Here is a 20,507-nt window from a genome sequence, read left to right on the forward strand (position 1 = left end):
ACTACGCGATTTGCAGGATCACAGGAGATAAGGTTATGAAGGCTATTGCAATTGTTGGAAGTACTGCTCAGTCTCAAACACTGCTAGCCGATTTGTTGCATTGGCATGGACTATCCGTTTTTCAGGTCGATGAAAATGAGGCTTTGCTATCTCTGCTGAGCTTTATTTCACCTGAGTTAATTATTATTGAGCCCTCAGTGGCCACGGCTGAACTGGTTTGCGATCGCATCAAGCATAGTTCATTGTTAGACAACGTACCCGTTATTGTGTGTGCCGACCGTATGCTCGGCCAAGGGAGCGCTGATGCCTACCTATATTCTCCCTACACCGCTGAGGACGTGTTTGCGAATATTCAGGTCCTACGTCCTCTATCTGCCCTCTTGTCAGACAGCGTCGTCGGCTCAGCCTGGGGTGATGTTTAAGCATCGACGCTTAAGCGTCCGCCAAAGTATTGTCTGTAGAGGCTACAGCTAGCGGTTGCCCTATTGCCTGCTAAGGTAACCAGCCCCATACTTTCCAGGCGATAGGCGGTCATTGGTTCAAGTTCTGTGGCCGTATCTTGTTCAATTACCTTGTAAAAGGTACGGGCCAGGTTAGGTTCCGCTTCAAAGATTGCCAGATAGCTACGCAGGTGATCGCTATAAATGCCACTTTGCTGAGGGGCTTCATCAATCAGCTGCTTTAGTTCCATCTTGTGTACGCTCAGGTTATACAGCGCCAAATGAATTAGATAGGGATGTCCTTCAACCAACGTATGAAGTGAGATCAAACTATCGTCCCATTCAATACGATAACGCAGAGACAGCTGTTGGGTTTGCTCCAGAGTAAAGGCAGGTAGCCGCAGGGGCAACCCCACATTAAACGGAGATTGGTGAATTTGTAACGGAATGTATGCTTCTGTGGCATAGGCCACCAGGAGGCGTAAGTACCCCCATTCGGTGAGATTTTTGGCTTCTTCGTGCCACACCCGCAACATGGGCAAAAATTCTTGGGCCATGGCCGGGTGCTCAAAGACTGCCTGGAGATCATCAATCACCAGTAACAGTGGCTGCTGCAGCGGATTTAAAATGCTGCTCTGCATATAGTTAGTACAACTGACCTTACTGCCTAAGTCGACATTCCATACATCATCCAGCTGGGCTGTGAACTTCAGCTGCTGGGTAATATTGGCGCAAAACCAGCGTAGAAATTTATCAAAATTGGCCAAGACACAGCTATCGGCCTGGCGGAAGTTAAGCCGTACAACTCTGAAGTTTAAGGTTTGAGCTTGGGCGACCAGGCGATTCACCAGGGATGTTTTACCCCAACGTTCCGGCGCACGAATTCTTAGCAGCGCACCTGGCTTGATCAACTCCCCCATGGCCTGCTGCTCTACTGGAGGCCGTTCGATGTAGAGCGGAGACCCGAGGGGAAGTGGGCTGCCGGGGAAGGTGGTGTCTGATTGATCGGCACCAGGCCACCATGGCCCTGGTGTATTGGGCTGATGCAGCTGATAGGCTTGCTGACGCAGCACTGCATGAATATTCTTTTTTGTTACTCGCTCTCCCAGTACTTGGGAGATCTTTTGCCACAGCCGTGAGCCTGTAACGCGAACATAGTCAGCATCGTAGCCCTCACTAGCTGCAATTTGCGCATAGGTTGAACCTTGCCAGCATCGCCGAAAAACGACTTCTTGAATAGCCGTCAGCCGATACGGTGAAAGGAGTTTATCAACTAGCGTGATGGCATCTTCAGGGGACATAGGGCCACCACCATTAATCAAAAGTATAGAAAATCACTATCAGTGGATGTCTCTCCTATTAACAATGGTTGGACATTAGGAAGCCACTAATATATCAGGCCATTTGCGTTCTATTTTGTGATTCAATGTGTATTTTTGATACAGAAAACCGTTGAAACCTATGCCAATCAATAATTGTAGCCTTATTCACTATCCATAGGTCTAGCTGATCTGTACAGCCCATATAGCATCATGCTTTAGGGCACTTTGCCCCCTCTATGACAAATTTTAAGCTAGTGTTTCCAACGATCGTATCCTATGGATGCGATCGCACCGAAATTAAACCAGCACTGAATGATAATTTAATTTTTCAAAAAGAACTAGTTATTAAGTATAGATCTCTAGTATGAGGGGTTAAGCCTCACAGGGGTAAGGGACTTTATGCATAATCTGTGAACAATGCAGCGACTGGATTGTGATCGCTGGGGTGATCCCAATCGTTACCAGAGAGGACCTCCGCTTTTCTAAATAGGGATACCCTTGTGATGGGACAAAGCGGCCATCACAGCGATAATGCGTTGTTTTATCATGACTCTACAAACCTCACTCTCCACAAACCCGCTTCATCAGTTTGGGATGATTTTGTTGTAACGCCTCTTTAGGATGCCTGAAACCAATGCTGTTGCGATTTTCATGGCTTAGGTATGAATGGCAGTAACGCATTGGGCTTTAGGCTGCGATTTTCATGGCTTAGGTATGAATAACAGTAACGCATTGGGCAACAGAAACTATAAATGCCTGCATGATGGATAGTTGCATAGTTAAGTCGATTTCTCGAAATGGATACTGTGCAAGACCAGTTTGTTGGAACTCACGATTGTATTGTTCAATGGCTAAGAGAGAGCCATTTTTTAATGCAGGACATACGGCTAAAGGCAGCTCTGTTGCCCCCATAAACTGGGGCTGAAAGTGTTGAGCAACAAAAGCCAGTGAACTGCCGGGAGATTTTCGGTTTCCCACATTACCATTGGCAATGGATAGCTCGAAAAAACCGGGAGATAAAGCTACTTGAGAGAGTCCTGTGGGGTCATGGGATAATAGTGGTAGATCCTTGGGCAACACCGTGGCAATGGAGTTTGCCACAGGCTCTATGTAGCTCGGATTGACACCCTGACCGATGTAAAAAAAGAGGCCTGGTGAGATCACCCCGGCTGAGTGCAGAGAAAAGTAAGCATCTATGCGGGCAAACCGCTGTAGCCATTGACGGATGGCAATGCACTCAGGATAGGTATCTGTTATGAAATATCCTTCTAAATCGCGACAGTGGTTTAATCGGAGGAGATCGCATAATGTGGGTTTTGACGGTAGCTCACTGGCATTGCGACTTAGAGAATCTGGATCTGCAACCGGCACAATGCCAAATTTCACCGTTGGAAATAACTGCTGAGTGAGACGGTGCAGCAGTGATACAGCCGCCAATGGGCCAATAATTTCATTGGCATGGCAGCCAGCTATGATCACAACAGTGTAGGGGGCAGAACTATCGCCGATGGTAATGCCATACAGCGGTCGACCTTCACCAGAAACCCCGATCTCTTCAAGCTTGGTGCCATCAGCTTCTGTCGCTTTAATGAGACTGTTAAGTCGCGTTATGTCAGTCCATTCCATTGTGTGCAGGGCTTGAACAGGGTTCATGGTTACGGTGAGCTTGCTAAAATTGTGCGGGCCAGCTGTTTCTTGGCCAAATCTCCTAACGTTTTCATCGCCTGGTCAATGGCATCCGACCAGGGTAACCCCGTATTCAAACGAAAACAGTTGCGATAGCCGTTGGAGGCCGAAAACATGGGGCCAGGGGCAATACTAATGTGATATTGAATGGCGTCTTCAAACAGCTCTAGCGCGTCAAAACCACCGGGAATTTCGACCCAAAGAACATGGCCTCCCGAGGGACGAGTAACCCGGGTCTCAGCCGGGAAATAATCTAGAATGGCCTGGAGCATGCGGTTCATTTGTTGTTGATAGGCACGGCGTAAATTGCGCAGGTGGCGATCGTAGCCGCCATTGGCAAAGAAGGCTGCCACGGCCAGCTGTGGGGCTGTGGCCGTCATGTGGCTAACGACAACTTTCATATGCTCTACCTGTTGTTGATAGCGACCTGGAATACACCAGCCTACCCGTAACCCTGGAGATAGGGTTTTACTGACCGATGAGCAGTAAATCACCCGGCCTTCGGTGTCAAATGCTTTGATGGCCTTGGGACGACTGCCCTCAAAATTGAGATCGCCATAGACATCGTCGTCGATCAGGGGCACGTCATGCTGGTTAAGCAGATCCACCAGGGCTTTCTTGTTGCGATCGCCCATACAGCTACCAATGGGATTACTAAAATTCGATACCAACATGCAGGCCGCCACCGGTTGATGTTCCAATGCAGACTGTAGGGCACTTAGGGAAATCCCGTCCCGTGGGTGGGTGGGCAGCTCCAGGACATTTAAACCCAGGGAGTTCATGGCTTCGAGGACCGCGTAGTATGCCGGAGACTCAATCACCACCGTATCTCCGGGCTGGGTCACGGTACGCAGGGCGATATAACAGGCTTCTGTGGCTCCTGCCGTTACCACAATCTGATCCGGCGTAATGGAACAGCCCGCATTCAGCATGCGTTTGGCCACTTCTCGCCGCAAAGGTTCGCACCCTGGCACCGTTTTATAGGTATGCACCGCCATCGGATTGTTTCGCATCACCTGCCCCATTAATCGGTTGAGCGTATTAATGGGAAAGTGCTCCAACCCAGGAACGGCTGCCCCCAGGTGGATGGTCTCGGGGGAAAGGTCCATCCTTAGCAGCCGCAGCATGAGGGAAATATCAACGGGGCGCACCTGGGGGGTGGGCATAGATTGGGAGGGTTCGTTAGGAAGCGCCAGTGCCGTGGTCTTGACGTAATACCCTGACTGGGGGCGAGCCATAATAAAGCCCCGATCTTCCAGTAAGCGATAGGCTTCCAGCACCGTAGACATGCTGACCGATAGCTGCTGCTTGAGTTGGCGTACCGATGGCAGTCGATCCCCTGGTTCCAGGGTACCCTCACGGATCAGGGCCTGAATACGCTCAGCCACCTGTTCATAGAGGGTTTGGTCATTAGAGGTTTGTAGCGGAGACAGTTGGGGAATAGGGCTGGTGGACATGGCTATGGCTCTGTCTTTGTGGGCACCGGTACAGTTAAGCGTCAAAAAACCAGAACAGTTTACCTTATTGAAACTGTACCCATAACAATTTAGCTCAACTGAGTCTGTTCTGGTCAGATGTTTTTCGCAAAAATATAGCCATGCCCTATTTAAGGGGGTGTTCACCGGGAATGGAGGTCTGTCCCATGAAGTTTCAGCGTCGTTTATCTGAGCCCCATTTTGTTTTTCTACAAAAACAGCCACCCCGATGGTCCTTCACCGGAGAATTAGGGCGTTGTCTCACGTCAATGCCAAAAGAGGTCTGGACATCTGTTTTGAAGTTAATGACAGGATCGTCTGAACCCATGATTCACAAACAATGCGATCGCAGGGGCCAAATCTCTTACAGCATCTATGACCCGAGCACTCAACACAAAATAGCCGGGTTATCAGAAACAGAGGTCCGGGTCTGGCTGGAAGAGAGATATTATCAATAGTCACGGATAGTCCCTACAGGTGGCTCTACAGGGTCCCTACAAGGGGGAGCTACAAGGGGGGGCTTACAAGGGGGGTCCCTAAAGGGGGATACAGGAGACTTACAGAGGGGCATCAGCCTCAACACAGGTGCCTCCCAGGGCATTGACCACCGTGCAGGTGTTGGAGACTAACATCGCTTGCATGGTCTCTGCACGGGTACCTGGTCCGCCAGGTCCTTCCACAAAGAGCGGATTAGGGGCCACCTTAACATTTGCATTTTTTGCCAGGGTCTCAATCAGCTGGGTATTAGAGGTGGTTTCCGCAAAAATGGCAGGGACACCTAAGGTTTTTACGTCATCTACCAGGTCGGCCACCCGTGAAGCCGAGGGAGATGTTTCGGTATTGATGCCACTCAGGGCCGCTTCAAGCTCTAAACCGTAGGCATCGGCAAAATAGTTAAAGGCTTCATGGGTGGTCACCAGCTTACGATTGCTGGCGGGAATGGTGGTGACTTGGGCTTCTATCCAGGTATGTAGCTCCGCAAACTGAGTCGTGAGCAGTGCTGCGTTTTGGCCGTAGAGATCCGCCTGGTCAGGATTAATCTGTTGCAGCTGATCTGCAATGACTTCGGTGACATTGCTGGTGTTGAGCGCATTATGCCAAATGTGAGGATCCGCAACGAGTTCTTCTTTGTCTGTTCCCTCTGCATGGGTCTCATGGCCATGGTTTTCTTCGCCATGGTCTGCATGGGCCTCATGGTCATGGTTTTCTTCGCCATGGTCTGCATGGGCCTCATGGTCATGGTCTTCTTTGCCATGGCCATGGCCATGGTCATGGTCATGGGGATCAGCCAGGAGGGGATTGGGGACTGCCTGTTCATAAACCGCTACCTTGGGGGCCGTATTCGTGCTGGCTTCGACCATGGCAATGAGTTGAGGGGCAAACCCATAACCGTCGTAAAGTACCAGGTCAGCTTCATCAATGGCTTTGCGATCGGAAGGGGCAGCGGCGTAGGTATGGGGGTCCTGCCCGGGCTCCATTAAGCAGGTGAGGGCGACGGTGTCTTGAGCAATCTGTTGAGTTAGGTCACACAGCACACTGGTGGTGGCGACCACCTGAGGCAAATTAACTGCTGTGGTTGTGTTATCGCCTGAAGCAGCCGTGTCATTCTGTGTAGCCGGTGGGGCACAGCCCACTAGCCCCACCAGCATAGATACGGAGGCTATCCAACCCAGTTTGCTGATACGTAGCAGGCCAGAACCTCGCTTGTTAGAACTCAAAACCTGATGATTGCTCAACATTTTTAGGATTCCTGAAACCTGATACTGGTAATTTTGCGATGCGTCTTTCAAAGAAATGATAATCATTTTCATATCAAAAGAATGCTAAAGCGTCTCCATCTATCTGTCAATCCAAGAGAGGAGAGTGCCCCTGGTGCAAGGCATACTGCCAAAACTCTTTGTGAGGGTTAAAAAAGATTATTTTTCTTTGACTATAAACAAAAATAATTTGAAAGAATGATAATCATTCTCATAGTATTTAAAATATTGAGCCGGAGGACCGTTGAGGAGTCATTTGAATCCATCGAATCCATTATCTATTCATAAGCCTTTGGACATTGCCATCATTGGAGCTGGACCTCAGGCGTTAACCCTGGTAACCCACTTGTTGCAAAAGAAAAAAACGATGCGATCGCGGTTTCAGGTTTTTGACCCCAGCGGTCAGTGGTTGACCCAGTGGCATCGACAATTTGCGGCTCAAGAAATTCCCCATTTGCGCTCTCCTGCCGTTCACCATCCAGACCCTAAACCCCAAGCATTGTTGAATTTTGCAGACCGGCGTTATCTGGAACTGCACAACCCCTACAATCGTCCAGGGACATCTCTGTTTCGAGACTTTTGTGAAAGGGTGATTGAAGGCTGGCAATTACGAGATCGGGTTTTACCAGCACAGGTGACGGAGCTTATCTACCAGAGAAGACGGTTTGCACTAACGTTAGACAATGGGCAAAAGGTGATCGCTCGACGGGTGGTGCTAGCGGTGGGTAATGCCATACCCAAGTTACCCGACTGGGCAGTTTCAGTGGATGCCCCACCGGGTCGTCTATGCCATAGTACAGCGGTGGATCTTCGTAATTTACCGTCACTACAAGGAGAAACTGTTTTGATTGTGGGCAGCGGGCTCACTAGTGGCCACCTGGCCATAGGGGCAGTGAAGCGAGGGGCCAGGGTGTTGTTAATGGCTCGCCGCAGATTTCAAGAAAAGATTTTTGATGCTGCTCCTGGCTGGCTCGGACCAAAATATCTCAAGGGATTTCATGCGGAAACTGACTGGCACCAGCGCAGTCAGATGATTCAACAAGCGCGAGACGGTGGTTCCTTAACGCCCGATATGTTGACCAAGCTCAGGCGTTTGTCCCGTGAGGATAAGGTGACATTGTACGAACATTGTCAGGTGAAAGAGTTGGCTTGGACGGGGAATGCCTGGCAAGTGCACTGTCAGAATTACGCGGTGCATGATTGTTTAAATCATCAGTCGATTGATCGCATTTGGCTGGCAACTGGCAACCAGCTTGATGTTGCAAATCAGCCGTTACTCAAAGATGTGATGGCTCGCTATCCGGTAGAGATAGTCAATGGGGTACCTGTTTTGGATAAACATCTGCGATGGCCGGGATGCGAGTTGTTTCTAATGGGACCATGGGCGGCATTACAGGTGGGGCCAGTGGCCCGAAATTTGTTTGGTGGCAAATTGTGTTGCGATCGCATTGTGCCTGCACTCATTAAACAAGTGGGTCTGCATCGTTGCTCATGAGACATTCACCACTTGCAACACCTCATGACAGGTTTCTGCTGGTGTTTTAGCCTTTGTATACACCGTGAATTTAGCCAGAGTGCAATTTGAAGGATGTTTAACAAAATGTTCATTAGTCCTGCGAATATCCTCTGGCAGTTTGTGGTTACGCGTATTCAAAATATCGAGCGATTCTTCTAAATCCGGTGATGGCATTAAAAGAACAACATTAGGATAGGGGGCTAACGCTCGTTTTACCCGTTGAAACAGCAGCGGATCATCATAGACGGAATGACCTGCACCAAAATCAATCACACAGTTTGTATGCTCTGACAGTAACCTCTCTACCGCATAGGCCTCAAATGGCTTCCAATAGCGAATAATACCCCAAGCTCCTTCCGTTTCCCGCTTTTGTTTGGCGATGGCGTCATCATAGCCAATTTCGTTGTAATAGTTCCATCGATGTTCATCCATGGAACATTGTGGCAGATCTAATTGTTGTGCTAATAATTCTCCAACAGTCGATTTGCCAACCCCTTGGGGGCCAATAAGAATAGGCTCAATAGCTGTTTCAGGGAGGTTGCTAACTTCAAGATGAGCAGGGTAGTGTCAGGGAATAAAGCCCCCGGTCAGACTACCTATGCTAACGCTTTCTAAGTTAATCGATGAGAACAAATGCTACGAGACTATTCGCACGATGCGTTGGCCTGAGGGCGTTTGCTGCATTGATTGTGGCGCGAAAAGCATTACCAAACGAGGGAAGCATGATACCTATTCGGCACGGCAACGCTATATCTGTGGTGAGTGTGGTCGTCACTTTGATGACTTAACCGGCACCCTCTTTGCCGGTCGTCATCAACCGTTACATATCTGGATAGCGTGCCTATATTTGATGGGTCTCAATGTGTCTAATCAACAAATTGCCGAAGAGTTGAGTCTGCATAAAGATGATGTCCATCAGATGACGAGTGAATTACGTCAAGCGGTGGCCGATAAGCGTCCAGAAGTCCAGTTATCAGGAACGGTGGAGTTTGATGAAGTCTATGTGACAGCAGGCCATAAGGGGCAGCCAGAAAAGGTCAAAAAAAAGGGCGTAAGGGACGCAGACGGAAACTCAAAGGGCTTCGGGGGCGCGGTACGCTCGAAACGGAAAAACCGCCGATCTTCGGGATGATTCAGCGAGGCGGAGAGGTGGTGATTAAAATGCTGTCGAATGTTCAACAACAAACCATCAAACCGATTATTCAGTCAATAGTAGAACCTGGCACCCTTATCTATACTGATGAGTATGACATCTACGCTCGCTTAGAGAGTTGGGGCTATACTCACAAAAGTGTTTGCCACAGTGCCGGAGAATATGCCCGAGATGACGATGGCGATGGATTCTGTGAAGTCCATGTCAATACGATGGAAGGCTTCTGGTCATTGCTGCGGTCATGGTTGAGACCCCATCGAGGCATCTCACAAGAAAAATTACCGATTTATTTGGGGTTCTTCGAATTTGTACACAATGCCAGAAAACGGGGTAAAGCCTTGCTAGGCAGTCTATTGACTACATTGCTTGTCTAGCTCCCTGAAACGTCGATTGAGCCTAAGAATAATGTCTGAGGGCATCGGTGGTTTTGTAAGGTCCTAAAAGTTTACCTTCTTATGTTTCGCTGAAATAGCTTATAAGAATAAAGAAAATGATAATCACTACTTGTGTCCGTTACCTGCTATGCAGGTATCGCAGCGGATTTAGGTGGATTGCTGGCTCCTGTGGGGCGTGGGGAGGAATCCCTGCACTAGATAGAATCTCCCAAGATTAAAAGAAAACTGGTGGGTGGTGCATTCCTTAACCCTCTAGTTTGAGTGAACCATGGGTCAACAGATATCAATTTTGTGCATAAATGCAAAAAGTCATTGTTGGTGCATGAAAATCTTCCTAGCCCTGTATTACATCTGATACTTCGCAGAAATGGGCAATTTTCATACATTGAATATGAATCATAGACTTACTGGTTGCAACTCAGCTTCACCATCAGTTTTCTATGTTCATTGAATACCACATAAAGGAAAATTGAGAATGATTGGTTCGTCTACACTGACTCCACAAGAAGCCTGATTGATCGCAAAAGATGCGTTTATTTACGCGTATCCAATGGTGGACAGCTATCGGATTCTTTTTGCCTACTTTCTTTGGCCCAATAATGCCGAATACAAGGGACCCTTGAATCAATTGCTTGGCGAAGCACGACTGTTCACACCATCGGATACAACAGTCCAGACACCGAACGCGGATACACCTTACTGTGTGGTTGGCGCAGATCTTCGGGCGGAACCTTTAGTTTTGACGGTCCCAACTATAGACCCTAAACGATACTACTCTATCCAACTCATTGATGCTTACACTCACAATTTCGAATACGTTGGTACTCGAACGACGGGCAATGGCGGAGGCAAGTACTTGCTGGTAGGGCCTGACTGGACGGGGCAGACACCGGCTGGAATCACCGCCGTTATCCGTAGCGAAACCAGTCTTGCCCTAGCCTTGTACCGCACCCAGCTTTTCGACTCAGATGACTTAGAGAATGTCAAAAACATCATTGAGAACGGGTATAAGGTTCAGCCGCTGAGCCAGTTTACAAATACGGAACCACCAGCAAAAATACCAGCGGTGAAATACCCGAGACCTGTAAGGCTTGACGAGGGCGAAACGTCACCCAGAATATTTCGCCTGTTGAACTTCCTGCTCACGACATTTTGTTCAACACACGAATCGGAAACAGAATTGATGACACGCTTCGCTAAGCTCAACATCGGACCTGGTCTAACCTTTAACCCGACAAAACTCTCTGAGAAATTGAAACAGGCCATCGAGCAAGGCATAAAAGACGGTTGGGAGACTTATCTGGAGCTGAAGAAGACTAAACTTGCCACTCAAGACGTCACCGCCGCCGACCTATTTGGCACCCGTGAACACTTGACGGCAACCGGTAACATTTATCTATACCGCCTGGCTGGCGCGATTCTTGGCATCTGGGGCAATTCTATTGAAGAGGCCATGTATCCCTCCTACTATAACGATTCAGACGGCAACGAATTAAATGCATCAGGCGACGTCTGTTATACGCTACGCTTTGAGCCAGGTGGATTGCCACCAGCTGACGCTTTCTGGTCGGCAACCATGTATAACCTCCCCGAGCAACTCCTTGTCGAGAACAAACTCGAGCGCTACCTGATTAATTCAACGATGTTAGACAACAACGAACTTGTTCTCGACGAAGACGGGGGACTGACGCTTTATATCCAATACGCTCAACCCACTGAAGAAAAAAAGAGGAAGAACTGGCTACCTGCACCGGATCAGGGCTTCTTCATATCCTTACGGCTTTACTTACCGCAACAAGAGGCGATTAATGGCACCTGGCAAACGCCACCACTAAAGCGAGTAAAGCCTGCACTGCACTGGACAATCAGGCTTAAGCGTATCTTTCTAGCTCTCTTTCGCGCCGGTGACTACCCCCATTAAGCGTATCTTCGATGCTAATTAAGTCATCAACCAATATAGGGATAACTAGTCTCTTTTGACTGTAGAAGTAGGTTCCAATAATGGCTTGCGTATTTCTTAAACTTAGCTAAATCTCTCTAATTATGACCTAAGCCAATTTGCAATGAGCAATAAGAAATTTTAGCCTTACCCAAAACTGACAACTTATTATGTTGTTTAAGGATATAGCTCATAGAAAGCTAGCATCAATAAAGCTCGATAACATGACCCAGCCAATATACGACCCATAGGCTAGTATTGCACTGGAGCGGACAGGTAGGAGAGTCTAGTACCCAGCTCAGAACTATTTCTATGGATTAGCATAGCTGCTAGGGATTACTCAAATCAGTTAGGAGGACAACATGAGCAAAAAACTAATCAATCCAGAGGAACTGTATGATGGTGCTGCATTTGGTATGTCTCAGGCTACTGTTGAGACAGACTTGGGACTAGTCTTTGTATCTGGTCAGGTTGATTGGAATCATCAATTTGAGACCACAGAGACCTCGATCGAAGGCCAAATGAAAAAGGCGCTTGGAAATCTTAAAATTGCTCTAACAGCAGCTGGTTCATCGATTGAACAACTATTACAAGTTCGCGTATATATCCGAGGTGAACTTGGAGAACATATGGAAACTGTTGCCCCTATTCTTTCTGACTTCTTAGGTGAGTCTCGTCCATCGGTGACCGGTATCGGTGTAGCTTCCCTCGCATCACCATCAACACTGGTTGAGGTTGAGGCAATAGCCAGCGTCAGATAGGTAAGTGGAGAATCGGTCTGTAATGCTATCTGATACTATTCTGGAAAATTGGATCTGATCTGTCAGATATGACGTTGAATACATATATTGAATAACTATATAGTTAGGTGGTGCTCGTAGGCTCAGGAGAAAACGATAAGACGATGAACAACAATGAAACAACCGATGGTGCTGCGGTGCTGGTGCCGCCACCAATTTTGCATCTGGTGGTGGCGGCTGTAGGCATCGCGCTGAATGCATTCATCTGGCCGTTGCCCTTCGCATTCAGTGGTAGTATTCGACTTGCGATCGCCTTGGCGATTGCCGTGCCGAGCATTGTACTAGTGGCCGGGGCATTGAGGCTCTTTTGGGCCACAGGGCAGGACCCCGAACCGTGGGCTACCACACCGGAGATCGTTCAGACGGGCGTCTACCGGTTTACGCGTAATCCGATGTACCTGAGCTTAGCACTACTCCAGGTTGCCATCGGTATCGGCCTGGGCAACCTCTGGGTTGTGCTGCTGGTAGCGTTTTCTTGTCTAATCGTCCAGATCACGGCCATTCGTCCTGAGGAGGCTTACCTTGAGGGCAAGTTCGGTAGCGAATATCTCGACTACAAGGAATCTGTACGTCGCTGGCTCTAGGCAGCCCCGAATTCATCGACGCTGAAGCCGCGAACATGTCAAGTGGGTGTCGGCATATTTTTTCAGGGAGTCTCTCATTGTTTGTCACCACAAATCTCTCATCTTGTGGTTGACCGTCCCGAAAAATTCGTGCCCACTGCTGACATCTGAACCAAGCTTTGACTGAAACGAGATAGCCGTGAATCAGTTGTTCTGATGGAGATAGGGTGATGAAAGAAACAGTTGGTTCATTAAAAGCGTATATTATTATCTCTGTTCTAGTTATATTGGGAAGTGTAGCGGCTTTTGGATCATTGCAAGCGAATCCACTTTGAACGAGGTCAGTCCTCCTAGTAAGAACAGGTAATTTGTAACAGGATTTATTACGATCGCAAAAACGACTTGACTTAGAGCGTGCTCTAACTTCTAGGGTATAGCTATGGAATAGGAACAGGCTATCCAACCAGTAGCCCAAACTACAGGTTCAATATCTCCGTCTTTCAATCTTAAATCACTGGTGACTCAGCACCAGTGATTATTCTCATCAAATCGAACAATCACTGATCATGATATAGGGGCCTTAACTAGGGGCTCCTTCAAATGCCTTCTGGCCAATTCAACCAAATCAAAGCTGGTATCGGGCGCATGGCATCGTGATGCATCTCCAGTCGCTAGAACCTCATACATCAGTCTAGTTCCATGAGTAAAACCAAAGGAGGCCGTATGCTCACAGGTCGTTATCTCAAAGTTAGTTTGATCGTTTTGATGGTACTTCTTGTCACACTTACAGAATATGGAACAGCGAATTCCACATTGAATACAACGGGTCAGATAAACGAATGGTCAGATCGATACAATGTTGGCATTGAAGTCCTGAGACAAGTCGGGGGCGAAAACTATGATGGACCAATCAATCGCCTTAGCGATATAGCCCCTGACCTTGCGCGATTCACTGTAGAGTTTGCATACGGAGATGTCATGTCACGAGATGAGCTCGACCTACAGACTCGCCAGCTCTCAACCGTCGCGGCGCTTACTGCTCTAGGAAATGCACAGCCGCAACTTAAGTATCATATCAACGGATGCCTTAATGTCGGCTGTTCACCCCCCCAAGTGATTGAATCAATTTTGCTGAGCACTGTCTATGCTGGATTTCCAGCAGCACTCAATGGTGTCTTTTCTGCCCGAGAGGTCTTTCAAGAACGCGGAGTTGCCTTCACGCCCAGTTCTAGCCCTACAGGGAATGATCGGTATGAACGAGGACTACAAACGCTTGAGCAAGTGAGTGCCGGTTCGGGAGCTGACGTTGTGCAAAGCTTACAGGATATCGCTCCAGATCTTGCTCGGTTCATCATCGAATTTTCATATGGCGATATTATTGCCCGTCCAGATCTGGATCTTCGCTCAAAAGAACTGGCCACTGTTGCCCTCTTGACCGCCTTAGGTACAGCACAACCTCAGCTAAACGTGCATATCAATGCGTCCCTTAATGTCGGGGCATCACGAGAGGAGATCGTTGAGGTGATCCAACAAATGGCTGTGTATGCAGGCTTTCCTGCGGCTCTCAACGGTATCACAACTGCACGAGAGGTATTTGCCAACGTAGGGTAGAGCTACTTTGCTATGCTCGTCCCCCATAACGCCTATGAACACTGACCACCGACAGTGGATTAATATGATGCAGAAGTTTCTGCAGCGGGTGCTGAGAAAATCTCATCACCATCAGAATCATTCCTTCATATTCACCAGTTCAGCCCTGATCCTAACCACCCTTTTCGGTTGCGGTCCGTCGTCCAAGGATCTCGCCGCTCTGAACTACATTCCCTTAGCTGGCGATGACTGGGAAGTCTCCTCACCGGAAGCAGAAGGACTCGATGCCGATACGGTGGCAGAGCTGTATTATGATTCTGCCAAACTGAATTCCATCTATAGCCTACTGATCGTCAAGAACAGCTACCTGGTTGCCGAGAAATATTTCAATGATGGCTCCATTTACCTAAAGTCAAATCTACAGTCGGTGGGTAAGAGCTTTACCTCTGCCCTTGTGGGTATTGCCTTCGAGCAGGGTTGCCTACCCAGTCTAGATCAACCGTTTTTAGCCTACTTTCCGGAATACGTTAACCTGATCAAAGATCCAAGAAAGCAGGAGATCACTATTCGTCATCTCCTACAGATGCGCTCCGGTTATCCCTGGGAGGAATCCGATAGGGATCTCTGGGAGGTTTTCGTCGCGGGAGACTTTCTTGGCTTGATGGTTCACGTCCCTCTCATTAACGATCCAGGCACAGAATTCCATTACAGTAATCTCTCCTCGCACTATCTTGGTGTTATCGTTGACCGAGCTTGCGGCACAGATCTCAGAACCTTTGCAGAGGAACAACTATTTACTCCTCTAGGAGCTGAGTTGGGTGAATGGTATACAACAGCCTCCGATGATAGATACCCAATGGGTACCGGCACGATGCATATGACTGCGCGTGATGCGGCTAAGTTTGGGTTGCTCTACCTAAATGATGGCATTTTTGATGGAAAGCAGGTTATTTCTTCTGAATGGGTGCACGATTCCCTACAGAACTATACCCAAAATCCATCTGTTGGATGGCCCAAGGAAGGCCGCAACGTCAATAGGACAGGATACGGATACCAGTGGTGGGCTATACAATCAGGTGAACATCACTATCATGCGGCTTTGGGCCATGGCGGACAGGTCATCGCGGTTTTGGATAAGTTTAATATGGTGATTGTTGTGACCGGTGATCCCTTCTTCTTGGAACATAATGCCAAGGCTTGGAAATCTGAAAAACAGCTCATAAACTTGGTTGCTGACTTCATTGCCTCCTTACCGAGTGAGTAATGGGCAAGCGGGTTCGGCTGGCTCACAACTCGCTGAGACGAACTGGCTAAGCGGGCAAAAGCGATGTATGGGGTTATGTAACTCGTAAACTTTGCTACGGTTTAATTATGCGGAGATAGTGACCTAAAGGTTGTTTGTGAGCAATTGGAGCCAATTCAGTTGAAGTTCATTTGAGAAGTAAACTTAGGGCACGACGGATATAGACTTTCCAAGATTCTGTCGGCGGGAAGATCAATGTATAGAGCATGATGCCGCTCATTGTGTCGAAAACCAAACCTGAATCTAAGTCTGTTGAAATTTCGTTTTTTGCTTTTGCCCGTTCGATGACAATGTCGAAGGCTTGTCTACGGGGTTGTAGATACTTCTCCCAATAAACTTGAGCAAACCCAGGATTGCTTGATGCACTACTGATAATCATGGCAACAGCCCGCCGCCCAATTGGAGTAAGGGTTATTTGTGCTGCATTTTCAATAAGTGCATCTATATCACTCCAAAGGTTTCCTGTATCAGGAATTAACACCTCTTCCCTAATGCTTTCAATTGCATCAGCAACTAGTTCATCTTTACTGCTATAACGCCGGTAGATGGTGGTCTTGCCAACTCCAGCACGAGAGGCGATCGCCTCAATACTCATCGCTTCAAAGCCGACTTCTGACAACAAACCTAGCGCGGCTTTCAGCATTGCCTGGTGAGAGGCTGCGCTACGAGGTCTTCCGGGAGATTTTTTTTTGGTATCGTTCATAGATGCTATTATAATTTACGATACCGTACCGTATCGTAAATGCTATGCCCCAAAAACCTCTTTACATGGACAAGCACAGTACTCAAACCTTACGAGCAGGTCTAGCGGAGTACTATGCTCTCAATCCACACGTTACTGATCCAGCGACACAACCTTCAGACTTCGGCAAAATTTTGCGATCGCACGATGTAGGGCATGTGATTTACGGTTGTGATACAGGAATGTACGATGAGCTAAAAATTCTGCCGCTATTTTGGTGGACGAGTGAATGTACGTTTCAGGTGTACTTAAAGATGAAAAACTCCCCTGCCGTTGATGTGATGTATGAAGATATGATCAGAGGCAAGGGCTCGCTGTGGCTGTACGGAGCAATTTTGAGGGTGCTTCCTGGGGTACTTTTAGAATTAATTCCAATTTGGTTTAAAACTCGCAACCGCCCAAAACTGCTGCCATTTCTTGAGTTTGAGCCGTTGCTTGATCGTTCTCTTTTGGATATCCGCCAAGAGTTTGATCTGTTGCTTTTTATAAGATAAGTTCTAATTGCGCATCAGCCACCCAATACTTCATGGCAGTTGTAACAACCAACGAGGTGCATTCAGCTCAATTAAGAGAAACTATGATAGATATCCTAAATTGGTCTGCAAATCTTGAATATATAAAAGGAGATCGAAGTCGTCAGAGATTAATGGTTGAGATTGCATCAATCCTCAAAACAAATTTATAAAAGTGATGGATAGACGCTATAACAATTTGCTTGGATCGGCTCACGAAAGCCACTGTCATCCAAATTGCTAAAGCTTTCAAAGCTGACATGACAGGTATCTGTAGTCTTTTGCGTAGATTAGGGCTGCAACGCGTACACATAGCTCTGCAAACTAGCAAGCAAGAAAGCCAGCATCGTAACCAAGAGCTCTAGACCAGCCAAAGCCGCGGATCGCGGTTGCCATTAACTCCATTGCGTAATGAGGGCTATGCCATTTGAAACATCTATCTAAGCATCCAGTGTGTGTTAGGGTAATAAACTGCAACTTAGTTCCGGTCTATTGTTGCAGCCTTGGTACTTGTTGACCCAAGTCATCCAACGCAACCATACGTTTATTGCTCTTAAGACTGGTCCCAGCATTGCATTTGGGTTAGGGGCGCATTTAGGAGCTACTAAAAACCCATGACATTTGAGACGCTAGGTCTTACGGCCCAACTCCTACGTGCTGTGGCTGAGGAAGGCTACACAGCAGCAACTCCGATTCAGGAGCAGGCGATTCCTCCCATTTTGCAAGGAAATGATATTTTCGCCAGTGCTCAGACGGGTACGGGGAAAACAGCAGGGTTTACCTTACCCTTGCTGCAACGCCTCAGCAGCCATCCCCCTACCAAAACGCAACGAGCCCCACGGGCTCTAATCTTGACTCCCACCCGTGAATTGGCTGCTCAAGTTAACAATAGTGTCAATACTTACGGCAAATACCTGCCCATTAAATCAGTGGTGGTGTTTGGTGGCGTCGGCATTGTGCGCCAAATTAAAGCGTTGAAGCAGGGGAGTGACATTGTGGTCGCAACTCCAGGTCGCTTGCTGGACCATGTTAGTCAACATACAATTGATCTATCTCAGATCGAGATGCTGGTGCTGGATGAGTGCGATCGCATGTTGGACATGGGGTTCATCCATGACATTCGCAAGGTTTTGGCACAACTGCCTGCATCGCGGCAGACCCTGATGTTTTCCGCCACATTCTCAAAGGCTATCCGGAAACTAGCAAGCACGCTGTTACACAATCCAGTGCAGATTGAAGTTGCCCCCCGTAACACGGCGGCTGAACAAGTTGAACAACTCGTATATCCCGTTGATCGCACGCGTAAGCGAGAACTCCTGTCATATTTAATTGGCTTTAACAATTGGCAACAGGTGCTTGTCTTCACCCGTACCAAACATGGTGCCAATCGTCTGGCCGAACAATTGGCTAAAGATGGCTTGAAAACAGCTGCCATTCACGGCAACAAAAGTCAGGCCGCTCGTACCCGTGCCTTGCGAGACTTTAAGCAAAGTAAGGTGCGAGTGCTGGTTGCAACCGATGTTGCCTCACGGGGGTTAGACATTGACCAGCTTCCCCACGTCGTCAATTTTGAATTACCCAATGTGCCGGAAGACTATGTACACCGGATTGGTCGGACTGGACGGGCTGGTAATGAAGGCCAAGCCATTTCGCTAGTTTCCAGTGATGAACAATCTCTGTTAAAGAGAATTGAAAAGTTACTCAAGCGCAAACTCACTCAGTCTGTCCTTCCCGGTTATGAACCAACGGCTGCCCCTAATCATCAGGGAGAGCAACCAAAGCGTCAACGCTCTAAGTCACGTCGGAGAAATTACAATTCATCCAACACTCAAGCACGTCCTGCCCAGGGTAAAAAGTCTCCCACCGGGAACCACCGTAAACGGCTCCGTAAGGCTTAATTGAAAAACCGTTTATAAAAACAGGCAGGTTTCAAGAAGAATGCTGCTGGTTAGGAATCAGAGGCGGTTTGAGGCGACTCATCAATGCAACCGCTGCCCTATCACCTGGCATTTGATCGAGGCCAGTGATCGCACTTTGTGCCAGTGGACAGGCTACTGGCACAAAGTGCTGAGTGCGAAGGCAGGACGTGAGCGAGTGGCCCATTGAGTGAGTACAGGTTAGGCTGCTGAGGTTAGAAGCCAATTTTTATCAACGATGACGACATGCTTAGACACAGTACGGTATCCACAAGACATATCTATTGCTCGTGCAACAGGTGGTGATGCCAGTGCTCAGGAGGCCAGTAAATTCCATTTAGGAGCAAGCCATCCATAACGTCCAAAATTTGGACGTTAATTTATTTTATTTCCTTAGAATTATTAAGGGATAGCGCCGTCAGAGATCTTCTTCCTCTGGAAAGTGAGCATCCCCCTATAACCTGCAAACTCAATCTCGAGCCCTATTAAGTCCTAAGACAACTATGAAATTCAGCAAAATCAGTATAATTATTGGTACTCAAAAAGGCGGCACAAGCAGTTTATTTAATTATCTATCTCAGCATCCACAGGTATCAAAGTCGAAGATGAAAGAAACTGACTTCTTCTTAAAAGACGGTAAGTGGGGCAAAGGTATCGACTATTACGAGAACCTATATGCGTGGGATTTAAACAAACATTTAACGGCATTAGAAGCCTCACCAAATTACACTCGTTCTCTGAATAATGTCAGAAAAGTTATTCAGCGCATGAAAACAGTGGACATCAGGTATAAGTTTATTTATATCTTGAGAGACCCTGTACAAAAAATTGAATCTATGAGGAAGCAGGGTATTTATCAAGGCTGGTATGCTAAATATTTGGCAAAAGAAACACCAAACAGTTTGCCGTTAAATGTAATTGAATCTGTTAGCTATGCAGCAATAGTTGATGCTTTTACACGCAACTTTTCAAGGGAGCAAATACTTTTACTAAAAACAGATGAACTCAAGAAAGACGTTATTTCTATGACTTTGAAATGTAAAATCTGTCCCTTTTTGGAGATAGAACCATCATTCGAATTTTCCCTTGGAAAAATACATAATTCCAAAAACTCCTACAGGACTGACACAATTTGGCATTACTTAAGGGAGGCCAGATATTTAAATCCGATTAAAAATATATTCCCTGACTCAATCAAGAACAATGCCCGTAATGTGCTAGCGAGGCCACTGATGAATCAGGATCAGGGTAAAGTCCCCCCTTTAACAGATGCGCAAAAAGATTTCATTCGGGCGATGCTAAAGGACGATAGTCATCGCTTAGAAACTGAATACAGTTTGGATATATCAAATTGGGATTTGAATTAACGGAATGTACTCATATTATTTTTGGTGTGCC

The 20,507-nt window shown here is 47.5% G+C and carries 18 protein-coding genes and 1 pseudogene; 12 read left to right on the forward strand and 7 right to left on the reverse strand.

Translation table 11 applies throughout. The features are described 5' to 3' along the window. The first annotated feature begins 35 nt into the window (after window positions 1–35). A complete protein-coding gene (locus tag U2F10_RS10005) occupies window positions 36–422 on the forward strand; it encodes a PleD family two-component system response regulator (RefSeq protein ID WP_163698376.1) in 387 nt (128 codons plus the stop codon). Here the strand turns inward: U2F10_RS10005 and U2F10_RS10010 are convergent. From U2F10_RS10010 to U2F10_RS10020, 3 genes are all read right to left on the reverse strand, one after another. After that, window positions 419–1,741: an AAA-like domain-containing protein gene (locus tag U2F10_RS10010; protein ID WP_163669639.1), complete on the reverse strand. Its 1,323-nt coding sequence runs from the start codon at window positions 1,739–1,741 to the stop codon at window positions 419–421. The genes U2F10_RS10005 and U2F10_RS10010 overlap by 4 nt on opposite strands. Before the next feature lie 729 nt (window positions 1,742–2,470). Continuing rightward, window positions 2,471–3,415 (reverse strand): M14 family zinc carboxypeptidase, encoded by a 945-nt coding sequence (locus U2F10_RS10015; protein WP_499871909.1) that lies wholly within the window; start codon window positions 3,413–3,415, stop codon window positions 2,471–2,473. Between the two features lie 2 nt (window positions 3,416–3,417). Further along, window positions 3,418–4,905, reverse strand: a complete 1,488-nt coding sequence (locus tag U2F10_RS10020) for an aminotransferase-like domain-containing protein (RefSeq protein ID WP_499871910.1) — start codon at window positions 4,903–4,905, stop codon at window positions 3,418–3,420. A gap of 185 nt (window positions 4,906–5,090) precedes the next feature. Between U2F10_RS10020 and U2F10_RS10025 the strand changes: the two genes are divergently transcribed. Further along, on the forward strand, window positions 5,091–5,381 hold the full coding sequence (locus tag U2F10_RS10025) for a hypothetical protein (protein ID WP_499871911.1): 291 nt from the start codon (window positions 5,091–5,093) through the stop codon (window positions 5,379–5,381). A 99-nt stretch (window positions 5,382–5,480) separates the two neighbouring features. On the opposite strand, the gene U2F10_RS10030 is transcribed toward U2F10_RS10025, so the two are convergent. Then, window positions 5,481–6,734 (reverse strand): metal ABC transporter substrate-binding protein, encoded by a 1,254-nt coding sequence (locus U2F10_RS10030; RefSeq protein ID WP_499871913.1) that lies wholly within the window; start codon window positions 6,732–6,734, stop codon window positions 5,481–5,483. A gap of 202 nt (window positions 6,735–6,936) precedes the next feature. On the opposite strand from U2F10_RS10030, the gene U2F10_RS10035 reads away from it, so the two are divergent. After that, window positions 6,937–8,175, forward strand: a complete 1,239-nt coding sequence (locus tag U2F10_RS10035) for an FAD/NAD(P)-binding protein (protein ID WP_499871914.1) — start codon at window positions 6,937–6,939, stop codon at window positions 8,173–8,175. Here U2F10_RS10035 and U2F10_RS10040 read toward each other — a convergent pair. Further along, complete coding sequence (locus U2F10_RS10040; RefSeq protein ID WP_499871916.1) at window positions 8,170–8,628, reverse strand: shikimate kinase; 459 nt, start codon at window positions 8,626–8,628, stop codon at window positions 8,170–8,172. The genes U2F10_RS10035 and U2F10_RS10040 overlap by 6 nt on opposite strands. Window positions 8,629–8,794: 166 nt before the next feature. Here U2F10_RS10040 and U2F10_RS10045 point away from each other — a divergent pair. The 6 genes and pseudogenes from U2F10_RS10045 to U2F10_RS10070 all read left to right on the forward strand — a co-directional run bounded on the left by U2F10_RS10045 (window position 8,795) and on the right by U2F10_RS10070 (window position 15,900). Beyond that, window positions 8,795–9,723: pseudogene (locus U2F10_RS10045) on the forward strand (IS1595 family transposase). Between the two features lie 571 nt (window positions 9,724–10,294). After that, a complete protein-coding gene (locus tag U2F10_RS10050) occupies window positions 10,295–11,665 on the forward strand; it encodes a DUF1254 domain-containing protein (protein ID WP_499871917.1) in 1,371 nt (456 codons plus the stop codon). Window positions 11,666–12,045: 380 nt separating this feature from the next. Then, on the forward strand, window positions 12,046–12,444 hold the full coding sequence (locus U2F10_RS10055) for a RidA family protein (protein WP_499061385.1): 399 nt from the start codon (window positions 12,046–12,048) through the stop codon (window positions 12,442–12,444). A gap of 143 nt (window positions 12,445–12,587) precedes the next feature. After that, window positions 12,588–13,067 carry a methyltransferase family protein gene (locus tag U2F10_RS10060; RefSeq protein WP_499871918.1) on the forward strand — a complete coding sequence of 160 codons (480 nt, stop codon included), beginning with the start codon at window positions 12,588–12,590 and terminating at the stop codon, window positions 13,065–13,067. 678 nt (window positions 13,068–13,745) lie between these two features. After that, window positions 13,746–14,657: a carboxymuconolactone decarboxylase family protein gene (locus tag U2F10_RS10065; protein WP_499871919.1), complete on the forward strand. Its 912-nt coding sequence runs from the start codon at window positions 13,746–13,748 to the stop codon at window positions 14,655–14,657. Between the two features lie 34 nt (window positions 14,658–14,691). Then, window positions 14,692–15,900 (forward strand): serine hydrolase domain-containing protein, encoded by a 1,209-nt coding sequence (locus tag U2F10_RS10070; RefSeq protein WP_163698358.1) that lies wholly within the window; start codon window positions 14,692–14,694, stop codon window positions 15,898–15,900. A 166-nt stretch (window positions 15,901–16,066) separates the two neighbouring features. On the opposite strand, the gene U2F10_RS10075 is transcribed toward U2F10_RS10070, so the two are convergent. Then, entirely contained in the window at window positions 16,067–16,642 is a 576-nt protein-coding gene (locus U2F10_RS10075) for a TetR/AcrR family transcriptional regulator (RefSeq protein WP_499871921.1), read from the reverse strand. Window positions 16,643–16,686: 44 nt separating this feature from the next. Here U2F10_RS10075 and U2F10_RS10080 point away from each other — a divergent pair, with 44 nt between their 5' ends. Both U2F10_RS10080 and U2F10_RS10085 read left to right on the forward strand, forming a co-directional pair. Further along, complete coding sequence (locus tag U2F10_RS10080; RefSeq protein ID WP_163669302.1) at window positions 16,687–17,175, forward strand: hypothetical protein; 489 nt, start codon at window positions 16,687–16,689, stop codon at window positions 17,173–17,175. A 632-nt stretch (window positions 17,176–17,807) separates the two neighbouring features. Then, complete coding sequence (locus U2F10_RS10085; RefSeq protein WP_499871923.1) at window positions 17,808–19,091, forward strand: DEAD/DEAH box helicase; 1,284 nt, start codon at window positions 17,808–17,810, stop codon at window positions 19,089–19,091. Between the two features lie 31 nt (window positions 19,092–19,122). Here the strand turns inward: U2F10_RS10085 and U2F10_RS10090 are convergent, their stop codons facing one another. Next, window positions 19,123–19,296, reverse strand: coding sequence for a hypothetical protein (locus U2F10_RS10090; RefSeq protein ID WP_163669304.1), 174 nt, complete (start codon window positions 19,294–19,296; stop codon window positions 19,123–19,125). A gap of 316 nt (window positions 19,297–19,612) precedes the next feature. Between U2F10_RS10090 and U2F10_RS10095 the strand changes: the two genes are divergently transcribed. Next, window positions 19,613–20,476 carry a sulfotransferase domain-containing protein gene (locus U2F10_RS10095; RefSeq protein WP_163669306.1) on the forward strand — a complete coding sequence of 288 codons (864 nt, stop codon included), beginning with the start codon at window positions 19,613–19,615 and terminating at the stop codon, window positions 20,474–20,476. Window positions 20,477–20,507 lie beyond the last annotated feature (31 nt).

This window comes from Leptothoe sp. EHU-05/26/07-4 (assembly GCF_043421015.1).
GTDB classification, from domain to species: Bacteria; Cyanobacteriota; Cyanobacteriia; order Phormidesmidales; family Phormidesmidaceae; genus Leptothoe; species Leptothoe turfae.

Bases quoted from the DNA above. Each gene is read 5' to 3' on its own strand.
- U2F10_RS10005 (WP_163698376.1), top strand. From the start codon at position 36: ATGAAGGCTATTGCAATTGTTGGAAGTACTGCTCAGTCTCAAACACTG.
- U2F10_RS10010 (WP_163669639.1), bottom strand. From the start codon at position 1,741: ATGTCCCCTGAAGATGCCATCACGCTAGTTGATAAACTCCTTTCACCG.
- U2F10_RS10015 (WP_499871909.1), bottom strand. From the start codon at position 3,415: ATGAACCCTGTTCAAGCCCTGCACACAATGGAATGGACTGACATAACG.
- U2F10_RS10020 (WP_499871910.1), bottom strand. From the start codon at position 4,905: ATGTCCACCAGCCCTATTCCCCAACTGTCTCCGCTACAAACCTCTAAT.
- U2F10_RS10025 (WP_499871911.1), top strand. From the start codon at position 5,091: ATGAAGTTTCAGCGTCGTTTATCTGAGCCCCATTTTGTTTTTCTACAA.
- U2F10_RS10030 (WP_499871913.1), bottom strand. From the start codon at position 6,734: ATGAAAATGATTATCATTTCTTTGAAAGACGCATCGCAAAATTACCAG.
- U2F10_RS10040 (WP_499871916.1), bottom strand. From the start codon at position 8,628: ATGGATGAACATCGATGGAACTATTACAACGAAATTGGCTATGATGAC.
- U2F10_RS10050 (WP_499871917.1), top strand. From the start codon at position 10,295: ATGGTGGACAGCTATCGGATTCTTTTTGCCTACTTTCTTTGGCCCAAT.
- U2F10_RS10055 (WP_499061385.1), top strand. From the start codon at position 12,046: ATGAGCAAAAAACTAATCAATCCAGAGGAACTGTATGATGGTGCTGCA.
- U2F10_RS10060 (WP_499871918.1), top strand. From the start codon at position 12,588: ATGAACAACAATGAAACAACCGATGGTGCTGCGGTGCTGGTGCCGCCA.
- U2F10_RS10065 (WP_499871919.1), top strand. From the start codon at position 13,746: ATGAGTAAAACCAAAGGAGGCCGTATGCTCACAGGTCGTTATCTCAAA.
- U2F10_RS10070 (WP_163698358.1), top strand. From the start codon at position 14,692: ATGAACACTGACCACCGACAGTGGATTAATATGATGCAGAAGTTTCTG.
- U2F10_RS10075 (WP_499871921.1), bottom strand. From the start codon at position 16,642: ATGAACGATACCAAAAAAAAATCTCCCGGAAGACCTCGTAGCGCAGCC.
- U2F10_RS10080 (WP_163669302.1), top strand. From the start codon at position 16,687: ATGCCCCAAAAACCTCTTTACATGGACAAGCACAGTACTCAAACCTTA.
- U2F10_RS10085 (WP_499871923.1), top strand. From the start codon at position 17,808: ATGACATTTGAGACGCTAGGTCTTACGGCCCAACTCCTACGTGCTGTG.
- U2F10_RS10090 (WP_163669304.1), bottom strand. From the start codon at position 19,296: ATGGGCCACTCGCTCACGTCCTGCCTTCGCACTCAGCACTTTGTGCCA.
- U2F10_RS10095 (WP_163669306.1), top strand. From the start codon at position 19,613: ATGAAATTCAGCAAAATCAGTATAATTATTGGTACTCAAAAAGGCGGC.